Source organism: Enterococcus sp. LX10 (assembly GCF_023539285.1).
Lineage (GTDB): Bacteria > Bacillota > Bacilli > Lactobacillales > Enterococcaceae > Enterococcus > Enterococcus faecalis.
Map to the genome: position 1 here is coordinate 1932993 of NZ_CP092784.1, position 16322 is coordinate 1949314.

The 16322-nt window shown below is 35.6% G+C and carries 7 protein-coding genes; all 7 read right to left on the bottom strand.

Annotated features, from left to right (window positions below):
* Positions 1 to 25: 25 nt before the first annotated feature.
* Entirely contained in the window at positions 26 to 4381 is a 4356-nt protein-coding gene (locus MKZ30_RS09105) for a PolC-type DNA polymerase III (RefSeq protein WP_002400824.1), read from the bottom strand.
* 250 nt (positions 4382 to 4631) lie between these two features.
* Positions 4632 to 6350, bottom strand: a complete 1719-nt coding sequence (locus tag MKZ30_RS09110) for a proline--tRNA ligase (RefSeq protein ID WP_016614512.1) — start codon at positions 6348 to 6350, stop codon at positions 4632 to 4634.
* A 71-nt stretch (positions 6351 to 6421) separates the two neighbouring features.
* The gene (gene rseP, locus MKZ30_RS09115; protein WP_002362168.1) at positions 6422 to 7690 is read right to left on the bottom strand and encodes an RIP metalloprotease RseP; all 1269 of its coding nucleotides are present in this window, start codon (positions 7688 to 7690) and stop codon (positions 6422 to 6424) included.
* A 670-nt stretch (positions 7691 to 8360) separates the two neighbouring features.
* The gene (locus MKZ30_RS09120; protein ID WP_033600658.1) at positions 8361 to 11345 is read right to left on the bottom strand and encodes a type I restriction endonuclease subunit R; all 2985 of its coding nucleotides are present in this window, start codon (positions 11343 to 11345) and stop codon (positions 8361 to 8363) included.
* On the bottom strand, positions 11335 to 12639 hold the full coding sequence (locus MKZ30_RS09125; protein WP_050444140.1) for a restriction endonuclease subunit S: 1305 nt from the start codon (positions 12637 to 12639) through the stop codon (positions 11335 to 11337). Before MKZ30_RS09125 ends, MKZ30_RS09120 begins: the two co-directional genes overlap by 11 nt.
* Complete coding sequence (locus MKZ30_RS09130) at positions 12632 to 14644, bottom strand: type I restriction-modification system subunit M (protein WP_224615876.1); 2013 nt, start codon at positions 14642 to 14644, stop codon at positions 12632 to 12634. The genes MKZ30_RS09125 and MKZ30_RS09130 overlap by 8 nt, the downstream gene beginning before the upstream one ends.
* A gap of 273 nt (positions 14645 to 14917) precedes the next feature.
* Complete coding sequence (gene sufB, locus MKZ30_RS09135) at positions 14918 to 16312, bottom strand: Fe-S cluster assembly protein SufB (RefSeq protein ID WP_002356769.1); 1395 nt, start codon at positions 16310 to 16312, stop codon at positions 14918 to 14920.
* Positions 16313 to 16322 lie beyond the last annotated feature (10 nt).

A 16322-nucleotide genomic window follows, 5' to 3' on the forward strand; every position in this document is an offset into this window, starting at 1 on the left:
AGCCTTTTTCTAAGAGATTTTTCTTTTATAACATATCAAATAATGATAATTGGTTTTCATCTGGCAAGTCTTTTAAGACACCATTTTCATTCATGTATTCAATCAACGTTTTAGAAACTTTGCCTCGTGTTGCCAAATCTTCTTTCGATAAGAACGGTTGCTCTTCTCGCGCAGCGACAATAGCTTTCGCTACGTTGAGTCCTAAACTTGGCACTGCTCGGAAAGGTGCAATCAAGGTATCCCCTTCAATCACAAAATTTTCAGCATCTGATTTGTACAAATCAATCATGCCAAATTTATAGCCCCGTTCCAACATTTCATTACATAATTCTAAAACCGTTAATAAGTTTTTCTCTTTAGTGGAGGCGTCCATCCCCTTGTCCGTAATTTCTTTCATTCGTGCTTTCACAGCTTCTTTCCCTTGTGACATTGCCACTAAGTCAAAGTCATCCGCCCGAACGGAGAAAAATGCACAGTAATATAAGATTGGGAAATAAACTTTAAAGTAAGCGACCCGCAATGCCATTAATACGTATGCTGCCGCATGGGCTTTCGGGAACATATATTTAATTTTAGAACAAGAATCAATATACCAGTCAGGGACGTTGTTTTCCTTCATCGCATTTAAATACGTATCCCGTAGTTCATCAGGAATCTTATTCCATTGTCCTTTACGTACCGTTTCCATAATCTTAAAGGCCATCCCACTGTCCAAACCAGCATGAATTAAATAAACCATGATATCATCCCGACAACCAATTACTTCAGCAAGATTGGCTTCGCCACGGCGAATCAACTCTTCTGCATTCCCTAGCCACACATCGGTTCCGTGAGACAGTCCAGAAATTTGAAGTAATTCTGCAAAAGTTGATGGATGGGTCTGCTCTAACATGCCTCGAACGAAACGTGTTCCAAATTCAGGAATTCCTAACGTTCCTGTTTTAGAATAAATTTGCTCTGCATCCACACCTAGAACCTCAGGTCCTTCAAAAATACGCATCACTTCTGGATCGTCTGTTGGGATGGTTTTTGGCTCAATCCCAGATAAATCTTGTAACATCCGAATCACGGTTGGATCATCATGTCCCAGAATATCAAGTTTTAAAATATTATCGTGAATGGAATGGAAATCAAAGTGCGTCGTTTTCCATTCTGCCTCTTGATCATCAGCAGGGTATTGAATTGGCGTAAAGTCATAAACATCCATGTAATCAGGAATTACAATAATACCGCCGGGATGCTGCCCAGTCGTCCGTTTAACCCCTGTTGAACCTTTGGCTAAGCGATCAATTTCAGCGCCGCGCAAATGTAAATTATGATCTCTTTCATATCCTTTAACAAAGCCATACGCTGTTTTGTCGGCTACTGTACCAATGGTTCCTGCCCGGTAAACATATTCTTCACCAAAAAGAACTTTCGTGTAGTTATGGGCTTCGGCTTGATAATCGCCAGAAAAGTTCAAATCGATATCGGGAACTTTGTCGCCATGGAACCCTAAGAACGTTTCAAAAGGAATATCGTGACCATCTTTAAACAATCGAGCGCCACATTTTGGACAGGCTTTTTCAGGCATATCAAACCCTGAACCATAGGAACCATCTTCATAGAACTCAGAATATTGACACTCAGGACAATAATAATGTGGCGCTAAAGGATTTACTTCAGTAATCCCTGTCATTGTCGCAACAAAACTCGAACCTACAGAGCCCCGTGAACCAACTAAATAGCCATCTTCATTACTTTTATGCACCAGTTTTTGAGAAATTAAATAAATGACCGAGAAACCATTTCCGTTAATCGAATTCAGTTCCTTTTCTAACCGTTTTTCGACAATTTCTGGTAAAGGATCGCCATACAATTCGCGCGCACGATTGTAGCTTAAATCAGTGATTTCTTGTTCAGACCCAGGAATTTTCGGCGTATACAAATCGTCTTTTACTGGAATAACTTCTTCACATAAATCAGCGACTTTGTTGGGATTTTCTACTACAATTCGCTTAGCGACGTCTTGTCCTAAAAATTGAAATTCCGTTAACATTTCATCGGTGGTTCTGAAATGAACCTTTGGTAAACTATGGCGATTTAACGGATTAGCGCCACCCATAGACCCGACTAAAATTTTCCGATAGATGGCATCTTCTTCATTTAAATAATGAACATTTCCAGTGGCGACAACCAGCTTGCCAAGTTCGTCACCGATTTTCACTAGATTACTAATAATTTCTTCCAAATCTGCTTCATTTTTCACCAATTCTTGTTCAATTAATGGCGCGTAAACTGGTTTGGGCATAACTTCAATATAATCGTAGAATTTGGCACGATTTTTTGCTTCTTCGACACCTTTTTGCATCATTGCTTCAAAAATTTCGCCGTTTGAACATGCGGAACCGATTAAAAGCCCTTCTCTTAACTTCGATAATTGCGAACGAGGAATCCGTGGTACTCGGAAAAAATAATCTACATTGGACATCGAAATCAATTTAAAAAGATTTTTTAATCCTGCTTGAGTTGTTGCTAAAATCGTTGCATGGAAAGGCCGAGCTCGTTTGTATGAGTCTCCTTCGCCAATATGACGATTCAAATCATCATGGAAATGCATATCATGATTCTCTTTCGCTTCTTTTAAGAAAATCCAGCACAAATGACCCGTTGATTCCGAGTCATAGATGGCGCGGTGATGTTGTTCTAAGTTGACGCCAAATTTTTTCGATAAGGTATTTAGACGATGGCTTTTGAAATGTGGATACAAGAATCTGGATAATTCTAATGTATCGATGACGGGATTAGCCGCTTCAGGTATTCCATGTTTGCCATAACTTGTATTTAAGAACCCCATATCAAAAGAAGCGTTGTGGGCCACTAAAATAGTTCCTTCTGAAAACTCTTTAAACATGCGTAAAACTTCTTCTTCGGATTTTGAACCGCGCACCATTTCATCTGTAATCCCAGTTAAATTGATCGTTGTTTGAGATAATGGATGGCCAGGATCAATAAATTGCTCAAAAGTCTCAATGACATTTCCTTTGTGCATTTTGACAGCGGCCAATTCAATAATGGTATCATAAACAGCGGAAAGCCCCGTTGTTTCCACGTCAAAGACCACATAGGTAGCATCTGTTAATTCAATATGTTCTTCGTTGTAAGCAATGGGTACACCATCATCAACAATATTAGCTTCCACGCCGTATAAAATTTTAACGCCTGCTTTTTTACCTGCAGCATGGGCATCAGGAAACGCTTGGGCGCCGCCATGGTCCGTAATTGCGATGGCCTTGTGACCCCATTTCCCCGCTTGCGCCACCAAGTCACCGACTTTATTGGTCGCATCCATTGTACTCATATTACTATGCATGTGTAATTCTACACGTTTTTCACCTTCTGGCGCGTAGTCTTTTCTTGGCGCATGGGCGACTTCCATCAAATCTTGGGCATTCATGACTAAATCACGCATGAAGGTATCTTCTTGTACACTACCACGAACACGAATCCAACTTTGCGGTTGAATCGCATCAAAAACTTGTTCATCTTTTTCCCCATTCGAAAATTTCTTCACCACGAAAGAGGAAGTATAATCAGTAATTTTCAAAATTAAAATTTTTCGTTTAGAACGCAATTCACGCACTTCTTTATCAAAAATAAAGCCTTCAATCGTTATCCGACGTTCTTCTTCCAGTATGTTTCCCATTGGCATAATGGGTTCATCATTGGGAATATTCCGACCTAAACGAATTGGACCATCAAACGCAGGCGCTTGTTGTTGTTTTTCTTTTTTCATTTGTTCATGTTTAACAAGCGATTCAGCAGCTTGTTGTTGAAAGGCTGCGGCTTGTTCTAATTTTTGCTCTTCAAACTTTTTCAGCACTTCTGCAGCTTGCTGTTGATCCATTTTTGGTTCAATATGAAATTTAGGAAACCCGTAAGAGAAATAAAGTTCCTCAATAATTGGTAAATATTGTTGCTTCAAATAAGGAATAACTGCTTCATTATCAACAGGTAAGATAATTTTCCGATCTTCAAATTGTGGTGTCTGTGTTTTTAAGACTTTCTGAACTAACGGCGTATTGCATTGACTATTTAACAAGGCCAACTGCCAATAATCCGTTAATTGTTCCTCAGTAAATGTTGTCTGATTTGTGGTTATTTGAACGGAAACCTGCGCAATTTGTTGAAAAGCTAGTTCCAATTGTTGCATAAATGTTTGATATAGCATCACTGGCATCAATTCATCAAAACTTAAATGAAATTCCCATAAGCGACTTTGTTGGTGAACAATGACCTTGTCAATCCGGCCATTTTGAATTAAGGGATGTTCTTTCGCTGTGTCATCTAACTGAATTTGCGTCATCAGTTTATCAAATAAATCGCGTGCTTTTTCTGTCACAAAATGAACCTCCTTCTATCATTGAAAAAAGGCCCTCAGACAAATCTGTCAAGTGCCTTTTTTCGGTTTCTCTGCATTCGCTTCTCTATTAAGTATACTCGTTTTTTGTAAAAAAACAATCTTGTTTCTTTTCTAAAAAGAGCTAAGAAGAGCTTGAAACAAAAATCACTTTAGATTTTTGCTTCAAGCTTAAACGCTGATAAGTGGCGGAAACAGTTTATCCTAATCATTCTGTCCGCCCTTTTCATTATTATTCCGCTTCTGATGTTGTGTTCATCAAAATAGAAAGTGTGCTTTCTAATTCTTCTTTGCGTACTTCTAACATTTCACCAGTACGTTTGATTTTGACTTCTACCACACCATCGACTGCTTTTTTCCCGACTGTGATACGGATTGGACAACCAATTAAATCAGCATCAGCAAATTTTACGCCTGCGCGCTCATTGCGGTCATCAACTAATACTTCGTAGCCTGCTTCGGTCATCATTGCTTCAACTTCTTGTGATAGTTTTGTTTGATACTCATCTTTCACATTCATTTGGACCACGTGTAAATCAAATGGCGCAATTCCTGTTGGCCAATTAATACCGCGCTCGTCTGCATTTTGTTCAACGATTGCTGAAAGTAAACGACTAACGCCGATGCCATAGCAACCCATAATCACTGATTTTTCACGACCGTTTTCATCTAAAACTGTTGCGCCCATAGCATCACTATAACGCGTTCCTAATTTAAAGATGTGACCAATTTCGATTCCTTTAGTAAAGGCTAAGACACCATTGCCATCAGGAGAAGGATCGCCTTCTTGAACAAAGCGTAAATCTTCGTAACTAATTGGTTGGAAGTCACGATCTGGATTTACATTTGTCAAATGATAGCCATCTTCGTTAGCCCCAACAATGGCGTTGGCTAAATCTTGAACAGCTAAATCTGCATAAATTTTAACATCTTTGGCAACATTGACTGGACCAATTGAACCAAAGCCCGCTCCTAAGACACGGCGAGCATCTTCTTCTGTTGCTTCATCTAGGAAATCAGCGCCTAAGAAGTTTTTCAATTTGACATCATTGACATCATGATCGCCACGAACCAAGACCATTACTGGCTCTTCATCGGCAATAAATAGTACTGATTTAATAATACGTTGTGGCTCAACTTCAAAGAAGTTTGCCACTTCGGCAATTGTACCCACTTCTGGTGTTGCAATTTTTTCTAAATCTAATTGTGTTTCATGTGATTTTTTCGGCGTATAAAGACTTGTTGCCATTTCTAAATTGGCAGCATAATCACTTTCTGTTGAATAACAAATAGTATCTTCCCCAATTTCAGAAATCGCCATAAATTCTTTAGAATCTTTACCACCCATGGCACCACCGTCCCCAATAATGGCACGGAATTCTAGTCCACAGCGTTCAAAAATGCGTGAGTAAGCTTTTTCGTAATCACGGTATGATTGATCTAAACTAGCTTCATCGGCATGGAAAGAATAGCCATCTTTCATGATAAATTCACGGCCTCTTAATAAGCCAGAACGTGGGCGTTTTTCATCACGATATTTTGTTTGAATTTGGTATAAATTCAAAGGTAATCGTTTGTAAGAATTGATTTCATCACGAATTAATTCTGTGAAGGTTTCTTCATGCGTTGGGCCTAAGATATAGTCACGGTCATTGCGATCTTTTAAGCGATACAAGTTAGGTCCATAAGTTTCATAACGGCCTGATTCTTTCCAAAGTTCTGCTGGTAATAACGCAGGCATTAACATTTCAACTGCATCAATTTTCTCAAATTCTTCTCGCATAATCGTTTTTAATTTTTCTAAAACACGATTGGCTAAAGGTAAATAAGAATAGATCCCTGCAGCGACTTGACGAATATAGCCTGCGCGCAACAGAATTTGATGACTTAAGACTTCTGCATCATTTGGTACTTCTCTTAACGTTGGAATTAACATTTTTGACTGTTTCATTAAAACTCTCCTCTATTTTAAAATCAACTATTTTTGATTTCTTTACACACTTTTTTACTTAAGCTTTCTCCTTAAAAGAAAAAGCGTTGAATATCGTTCCAAGTAACTAACACCATTAACACCATGACAAACCCAAAGCCAATTAACGTAATGATGCCTTCTTTTTCAGGACTAATTGGTTTTCCACGTACACCTTCAATAATGTTTAAGACAATTTTCCCGCCATCTAAAGCTGGGATCGGCAACAAATTAATAATCCCTAAGTTCATTGACAACATGGCCATTAAGAATACAACTGTACTTACTCCAGCATTGGATGCTTCTTCCGATAACTTAAACATCATGACTGGCCCACCTAGTTTGTTTAAACTAAAACCGGTGAATAGTGAGCCGAGTGCTTTAAAAATCTGTGTCGTACTATTTAAAGTATCCTGAATACCGCCCATCAATTTTGACGGTAAATCAGTTTTCATATAAGGATAAACGCCGACTTTACCAATCGTTTGTTTTTCCACTTTTTGTTTTTCTGGTGTCACTGTTAGTTGCTCTTCTTTGCCGTTACGCTCAACTACGAACGTCAACGGCTTTTCGGGGTTCTTCTGCACAATGGTTGTAAAATCTTCGTATTTTTTGATTTTTTGATTATTAATCGATAAGACTTTATCGTTTTCTTTCAACCCAGCTTCTGCGGCTGGGCCATTAGGAATCACTTGTCCAATTTGATTCGTGTTTAAATCAGTGACGCCTCCTTGTAGAAAGACCGCTAACGTAAACAGAATAAACCCTAAGATAAAGTTATTCATGGGTCCCGCAAAGTTCGTTAAAATGCGTTGCGATAATTTCGCTGATTGAAATTGAACGTCAAGTGGCGCAATCCGCACCTCGGTACCATCACTTTCAATAATCGTTGCATCATGGTCAACTTTATAAACGGTTTCTTCTTCCTCGTTTCCATTGACATAGCCCTTGATGAATAATTCTTTTTCAAGATCAAAATCAACGACTTCCATCGGAATACTATGAGGTAATTGTACTTTTTTACTTGTATTAATTTTAACCACATTACCCACGGCATTTAACTCAACAGATAGAGGCATACCTGGTGTAATTTCTGTCATGTCTTCGCCCATCCCAGCCATTCGCACATAGCCACCAATCGGCAATAAGCGAATCGTATAAGTGGTGCCATCTTTTCCACGATGCGCAAAAATCTTTGGTCCCATTCCGATTGCAAACTCACGAACTAAAATACCCGCTCGTTTTGCAAAATAAAAGTGGCCAAATTCATGTACGAGGACAAGAATACCGAAGACAATAATGAATGTGATAATTGTTTTCATAGATGCCCTTCTTCCTTCATTCACTGACGTTCAGTGCTTTTTATTATTACATGGGAAAGTCTCGTAAAACTTGCTCTGTTCCCTTCCCGATAAACCAGTGCAACTGTTTACTGAGAACAGTCGCCACTGTTAGTGAACAAATCTTTCCTTATGTAAGACAAGTTTTATTTTAGCATATTCACTCATAAATAACCATTGGACTTGACCACTTCGCCTAGATATTTTGTGTTTTTTTAGAAAATCCGTTAATTTGAGAACGTTGCTTTAAAAATTCAATAAGAATGTGGTTTGTTTAGCTCGTTATAGAAAAAATATAAGCTATAGTTGATTGGTTCTAATAGAAATAACTTTGAATAGACAAGGAAATTTCTTATTTGTTTTTTGCAAGGCAGAACGGTAGTTGTTAAAGAAAGAAACCAGCGTCTAACGCTGGTTTCTTGAAGTATGTTGTTTGTTTGAGGTTTTAGGGGACTGAACCTTCGATATTGGAATCGAGTTTTCAACCAGTGTCATTCATTGTAAGATTAAGTAATTAAGTTCACTTATGACAGTTCATTTAAACAATAGTTATCACAGATTGTCAAATTAAAATAGTTAAAATCTAATTAAATGAGTTATATTATTGAAAGCAATTAATGTTTGAAATATACCTCAACGTTTTTTAAATGTCTTAATTATGCACTTTTTCATAAACATCTTTAAGCATATAAGTTAGAACGAAACTCTTAAATTCATCATCTGTTAGATATTTATCGACAAACTTACTATTCGTTTCATATTTATCTATTAATATGTCTTGTGATTGTTTTTCAACGCCTAAAACAAAATTGTCAAATGAGTTATTCTTCGCTTTCATTACGAAGCTTTCATCACTATGCATCTTTCTTGTTACTTGATCCATAAACAATTTATCTTCTGGTTCAAAATTAGTGCCAAAACGTTCGTTAATTTTATTGATAATATCTGAAAAACTAACTTCTTCCTCTTCTATAATTGGACTTACTCCATGACCAACACCTTCAATATATTCGATACCTGTTTTTTCTAAACCAATAGTACCAACAGAGGTTTGTTTAATTTTATAATACTTCAAAGCTACATCATCGGGTAAAGTAAAAGTTTCTCTTTTTTTCTTAGGTAATTTTCTAATTAAATAATTGACATAGAGATACATTTTATGAAGTTCAACATCAGCAAAATCAATAATTTGTAATAAAAAACCATACGTTCTCAGATATTTTACACTTGCGTCTCTAAAAATCTCCTGATCTTCTGTATCTAGCCCTATATATCTTTCCACACCTTTATCAATAATAGAGTTAAGTTTTCCTTGTACAGTTGCTGAAGATTCTAAATTCCCACTCATTACCAAGCTTGCTACTGTGTCTAGTTCCTCTAAAGTAACGATTTCATATTGGTCAATTGTGTCTTTTAATTCATATAACAGGTTAGGATCCGTTTCACTTTCTAAAGCTGTTGTTTCATAGTAAGGTTGGAATGCCTTTTTTATTTCTTCTGTTTCATTAACGAAGTCAAGGATAAAGGTATCCGATTTTCCTGGGCAAGTTCGGTTTAACCTTGATAATGTTTGTACCGCTTTTACACCACTTAAAGGTTTATCAACATACATTGTTTGTAGCAACGGTTCATCAAACCCTGTTTGATATTTTTCAGCAACAATTAGCACTTGAAAATCATCCGTATGAAATTTATCTGGTAGTTCATTTTCTGAAAATCCATTCATATTACTCTCTGTATAAGGCGTATCATTTCCATCTTCAACTTTTCCTGAGAAAGCAACCAATGTCTCCATATCTTTATAGTGTCTTCTTTTGATATAATCATCCATCGCTAATTTATATCTTACGGCGTGCAGTCTACTAGATGTTACCAGCATCGCTTTCGCACGTCCATCTAGTTTATGCTGAGTACGTTCTCTGAAGTGTTCTACAATCACTTCTACTTTTTGAGCAATATTGTGTGGATGCAGAGAAACAAAACGACCAATTTTTTTCGTAGCTTCACTTTTTAATACCTTCTCATCAGATGCAGAAATGATATTATAGTATGTTTTGTAGGTTGTATAATTTTGTAATACATCTAAAATGAATCCTTCTTCAATAGCTTGTCTCATAGAATATAAATGAAAAGGAATAAACTTTCCTTCAGAGTTTTTACGTCCAAATCGTTCCAGCGTTTTAGGTTTTGGCGTTGCTGTAAAAGCAAAATACGAAACATTGGTTTGCTTACCACTTTTTACAATATCTTCTACAATCATTTCTTCTACATCCGTTAAATTATCCTCAATCAGTCGATCTTGTTCGTAAGCTTCTTCTAGCGTCATATTAGACAGCACCTGTGACATCGCTTTAGCTGATTTTCCGCCTTGGGACGAATGAGCCTCATCAATCACTACTGCATAATTTTTACTGCTAAGTTTTGCTATCTTATCTAAAACATATGGGAATTTTTGTAATGTTGTGATCACAATCCGTGTTCCACTTTGAATGGCTTTTGCTAATTGGTTCGAATCTTTATCAATTCTTTCAACTGTTCCTGCTTTATGTTCTAATTGATAAACAGCATCTTGTAACTGTTTATCTAATACTCTTCGATCTGTAATAACAATCACACTATCAAAAAAAGCTTTATTCTCTTGATTATGCATTTTAGATAATCGGTGTGCGAGCCATGAAATACTATTTGTTTTTCCACTACCAGCCGAATGTTGGATTAAATAATTTTGACCCACAGAAAATTTTCGAACATCGTCTTCAATTTTTCTCACAACATCTAATTGATGGTATCTAGGAAATATTAGTGATTTTCTTTGATATAATAACTCTCCATTGGAATCTTTAATATCATCTTTTTTGATATACATAAACTTAAAAATAATATCCAACAAACTATCTTTTTGTAAAACATTCTCCCACAAATAATACGTGCGATAATTTCCTTCACTTGGAGGATTCCCTTTTCCACCTTGGTTGCCAAGATTAAAGGGTAAAAAGTGGGTATGTTCTCCTTTAAGTTCTGTAGTCATATATACTTCATCGGTATCAACAGCAAAATAAACAAGTGTTCTTTTATTGAATTGAAATATCAATTCTTTCGGACTGCGTGTTTCTCTAAATTGTTTCATTCCATTGTACACTGTTTGATTGGTTAATTGATTTTTTAATTCCATGACTACTAGTGGAAAACCATTCACAAATAGAACCAAATCGATACTATTTTTTGATTCATGAGTGTAGTAAACTTGACGACTAACTGCAAAAATATTTTTCTCGTAGTTTTCAACTAAAGTTCGATTTAATTCCGTTTCAGGTTTATTATAGATTAACTTAAGGTGTACACCTCGATCTCTTACTCCGTGACGAAGAACATCTAATAATCCTTTGCGATCTATTTCACTCAAAATACGTTCCAAAATTTTATCGTCCGCATTTCCTATAGAATATTTACGGCGCAAATGATTGAGTTCTTTTTCCTGTGTCGACTCTAAAAACCGCCAAAGCATCTCTGTATTAATCCCTAAAGATCGAAGAGAGATTAAAGAAGGCTGATCGAAAACTAAGGATTCATAGCTTGAGTTCATTAAATAGTGTTCTATATTTCCCTCAAACCCTTTCTCAGATGTATCAATTACCATCGTTTTCAGCCTCCTTTAAATAAGTCTCCATCTCTTCAATGGGTATTTTCCCAGAAACCGCTTCATGAATTAAAGATTGGCGGTATTCTTTTAGTTTAATTATTTGTTTTTTAATTTTCTCTTTCATAGTTTTATAATCACTAGAAGTTGAGTCTAACTTACTAATAATTTTTAATTGTTCTTCAATGGTCGGTTCTAAAATTAAACTATCACCAATCGAAGATAATGTTAAGCCATATCTTGTTACTCCATTAGCTTTAGAATGGAACTGTTCTTGGAAATTTTTTGCAACGATAGAATAGTATAAATATTTTCCTAACATTTTTGATTTCTTTGGCTCTAATACTGTTAAATGATACCCACAAACAACATCAATAAAATCTTCAACTACGTAAGCAGGAATACCAATATCATTGGGATTTTCCGAATCTTTTGTAATTAAAACATTATCTCTCTTGAGAGTAAATTTTTCAATTTGCTCTTTTGTTGCTGTGGCTTGCATAAAATCAATCGAATTAGATACAAAATCATTATAGTAGACATCAGTATAATTACATAACTTAACACTTTTTTCACCGTCAGTACTTTTCTTGTTAACATTACTTGTTTTTATTTTCGAAATATATTTCAATTTTTTCAAATTCCAATGTTCTGGAATTTCTCCAATCCAATCTACTCCAGAATCTTTCATTTTTACATTAGGGTTTAATCCTTTTGTAACAGCTTCTGTGATCATTGCTTGACGTTGTTCTTCAAGGAGTTTGATTTGTTTTTCTTTCGAATAGATAAGGAAGTTTAAATCCGAAAGTTTCCTGTCTAAAAAACTTATAACGATATTTTGTTCATTCATTTTAAAAATAGGTAACTTTAATTCCTTGTATTTTTCTGCACTAACATTTTGTATAGTTGCTTGAATGGTATTTTCTCTAATCCAATCTTGATATTCTATTGTTTTTGAGTAATAAAAAAGCAATTTAGGTAATAATTTATTTATATCACTTTCGAACTTTATTAGGTATCCTGCAAAACAAGATAATTCATCATTACTATGAATATAGGTTTTACCTACTGTAGCTCCTGTTCGAGCAAATAATATATCATTTTTCTTCAATAAATATGGCTTTGCTTTTTCTAAATCAAGACTTTTAAAAGTTGTATCTTTAAGTGAACCATCTTCATTGATATCAGTGATTCTAATAAATCGAGGTTTATCTTTATCCTCTGATACAGCTGATTCGTTAGCACCATACATTAGAGGTTTATTGGTTAGATATTTTAATTTAATTCTATCCATTTCCAAACACCTTCTTCAACTGTTCAGAAATTTCAACTTCTAACTTTTGAATCTCACCAAGTATTTCTTTTGAACTTCTAATCGGTGTATATTCATAAAAATGTCTTGTAAATGGTATTTCATAACCAACTTTTGTTTTCGTTTCATCGATCCAAGCATCAGGAACATGTGGTAATACTTCTCGTTCAAAATACGCTTGTATGTCTTCTTTTAAGGGAATTGGTTCATAATCTCTCAATTCAGTATCTGGTTCCACGGTCGTTTTATTTTTCATACAGATATCTGCAGTTTTATCTCTCTCAGATAATCCATTTAGAATCGCTTTAAAAACAGATGTTGAAACGACTATTTCCTCTTTTTTAAACAGTTCTTTTAATTGCTTTGTAAATTCATCTCTATTTTTGATTAATTTATCAGAACAATTTTTCAACAACGTAGAGATAATTGCTTGTTGCAAAGCAATTCCCTCTTCAACTTGTTTCTCTCCAGCTTCTCCTTTTTTCTTTGAAGTAGCTAAATTTTGAAAAGCTTTTTCGTATTTTACACGTTCAATACGTTCTTTTGATAAATTAAAGTTTAAACGTAACGGTCTTTCAACAGTGATTTTATGAAAGCCGAAATCTTCGTTATCAAATATTTTTACTTTTTTATTTTCTTTTGTCTCATTATAAAGAGAAACAATTTCGATTATTTGCTCTTCAGAAATCTCATTACGCTTATTACCCATGCTCTTTTTCATTTTTTCAGAAAAATCAACCGCATTTACTAACGTTACCTTGCCTCTTCTATGTGGTTCTTTGTTATTCGTTAAAATCCAAATATACGTTGAAATTCCCGTATTATAAAACAAGTCATTTGGTAAAGCAACTAAGCCTTCAACTAAGTCATTTTCAAATAAATAGCGACGAATTTCACTTTCTCCTGATCCAGCATCGCCAGTAAACAAGGGAGAACCATTCATAATAATCGCTATTCTAGAACCATAAGGATTTTCTTTGGTCACGGGTTTCATTTTAGAAACCAAATGTTGTAAAAATAATAATTGCCCGTCACTTGTACGAGGAAGACCTGCACCAAATCGACCATTGAATCCTAAATCATTATGTTCGTCTTTTACAGATTTTTCTACTTTTTTCCAATCTACACCATATGGCGGATTAGAAATCATAAAATCGAATTTATCATTTTTAAATCTATCATTTGTTAATGTATTCCCTAAACGAATGTTATCTGCATTTTCCTTTTTTAGAAGCAAGTCGGATTTAGCTATAGCATAAGATTCCTCATTTACCTCTTGTGCATAAAAAATCAGCTCACCTAACATATTATGATTTTTCATGTACTCATTTGCTACAGAGCCCATTCCTCCAGTACCCGCCGCACAATCATATAGTGTCTTCGTAATTCCTTCTGTTGCAATATCAATGCGGTCATCATTAAATAAAAGATGAACCATTAACCGTATTACTTCTCTTGGTGTATAATGATCCCCTGCTTCTGTATTTTCAGAAAATCGGCGGATTAACTCTTCAAAAATATAACCCATTTCAATATTTGATACTACACTAGGATGCAAATCAATTTCAGAGAATCGCTTAAGTACCTCATACAACAAATCATTTCGATCTAATTTATCAATTTCTGGAAAAAAATCAAAATATTGAATAATTTCATCAGCATTTTTAGAATATCCATTTAAATGGTCTTTAAAGTTATCGGCAATGGCATCTGGATCACTTAATAAATTACTAAAATCATACTTGCTAATATTATAAAAATCTTCTTTGGATGCTTTTGTTAGTAAAGCTTGTTGTACTCCTTCAGGTTTATGCTTAATTGTTTCGTACAGATTTAGTACTTCTGGTTTTGTCTTCTCTAAAACACAATCAAATCTTCGAATAACAACTAGAGGCAAAATTACTTCACCATAGTTTTCTGGCTTGTATTCTCCTCTTAGTACTTCAGCAATTGACCATATAAAGCTAACTTTATCTTGAAAATTCACAATTATAGCTCCGTTCTATTGTTTACTAAATACTTATATTATAACAAATTAATGAAAAATTATCACTAAATTATTTGTAAGATAACCTTGTTAGTCATAGTTTTTCTATAATAAGCTACACCTGCAATAATTTTCTGATGATTAGGTTGTTGTATGTATCAAAATTGAATAGCAACAACTTCTTGTACATCTTTCAAAACAAATTGTTAATCTCCACTCTTAAAAAAAGCTATAAACCCTATATATATAGGGTTTATAGCTTTCAATCACTTCTTAGCCAACACTACCTTCCATCTCATAACTAATCAACCGATTCAACTCAACCGCATATTCCATCGGTAATTCTTTCGTAAATGGTTCAACAAAGCCCATAACAATCATTTCTGTCGCTTCGGCTTCAGATAAGCCGCGACTCATTAAATAATATAATTGTTCTTCAGAAATTTTTGAAACTTTGGCTTCGTGTTCTAAGGACACTTGGCTGTTATGGATTTCGTTAAACGGAATCGTATCTGATTTTGATTTTTCGTCCATGATAATCGTGTCGCATTCGATGTGGGAAATCGAGCCTGCGCTGTCTTTTCCAAAAGTCACTTGGCCACGGTAGTTAACTTCGCCGCCGTCTTTAGCAATTGATTTTGAAACAATTGAGCTAGAGGTATTCGGCGCATTGTGAATCATTTTGGCCCCAGTATCTTGGATTTGGTTAGCACCAGCAAAGGCAATCGATAACATCGTGCCACGGGCGCCTTTGCCATCTAAGTAAACGCTTGGATATTTCATGGTTGTTTTAGCTCCTAGGTTACCATCAATCCATTCGACAGTGGCACCTTCGTAAGCTTTAGCACGTTTGGTTACTAAGTTGTAGACGTTATCTGACCAGTTTTGAATAGTGGTATAACGACAATAAGCATCTTTTCTTGTAAAAATTTCTACGATGGCCGCATGCAAGCTGTTACTTGAATACGTTGGTGCCGTACAACCTTCAACATAGTGAACGCTAGCCCCTTCATCGACAATAATCAAGGTCCGTTCAAATTGGCCGGTATTTTCAGCGTTGATTCGGAAATATGTTTGTAATGGTACATCAACTCGAACGCCTTTTGGTACATAAATAAAGGTTCCACCTGACCAAACAGCTGAGTTTAAAGCGGCCAGTTTATTATCTGTTGGTGGCACAAGTTTTGAAAAATACTCTTTGAATAAGTCAGGATATTCTTTTAAAGCAGAGTCAGTATCTGTAAAAATGATGCCTAATTTTTCAAATTCTTCTTTCATGTTGTGGTAAACAACTTCTGATTCATATTGAGCCGAAGCCCCAGCTAGATAAGCACGCTCAGCTTCGGGAATCCCAATTTTTTCAAAGGTTTCTTTGATTTTATCAGGTACATCATCCCAATCGCGTGCGGGTTTGTCACTCGGTTTTTGGTAATATTTAATTTTACTAAAGTCAATATCTGACAGGTCTGGACCCCATTCTTGCATGGGCATTTTATTGAATTGTTCTAACGATTTTAAACGGAAGTCAAGCATCCATTCTGGTTCGCCTTTCACGCGAGAAATTTCACGAACGACGTCTTCGGTTAGGCCGTCTCCGGTACTAAAGACTGGTTCCACATCGTCGTGAAAGCCAAATTTATATTCTTCTAATTCAGGTACTGTACTCAATTCGTCGTCA

What these genes read in the sequence shown, in the direction of transcription:
- rseP (WP_002362168.1), bottom strand. Translation starts at nt 7,690, where the DNA reads ATGAAAACAATTATCACATTCATTATTGTCTTCGGTATTCTTGTCCTC.
- MKZ30_RS09125 (WP_050444140.1), bottom strand. Translation starts at nt 12,639, where the DNA reads ATGGATAGAATTAAATTAAAATATCTAACCAATAAACCTCTAATGTAT.
- MKZ30_RS09120 (WP_033600658.1), bottom strand. Translation starts at nt 11,345, where the DNA reads ATGGTAATTGATACATCTGAGAAAGGGTTTGAGGGAAATATAGAACAC.
- MKZ30_RS09110 (WP_016614512.1), bottom strand. Translation starts at nt 6,350, where the DNA reads ATGAAACAGTCAAAAATGTTAATTCCAACGTTAAGAGAAGTACCAAAT.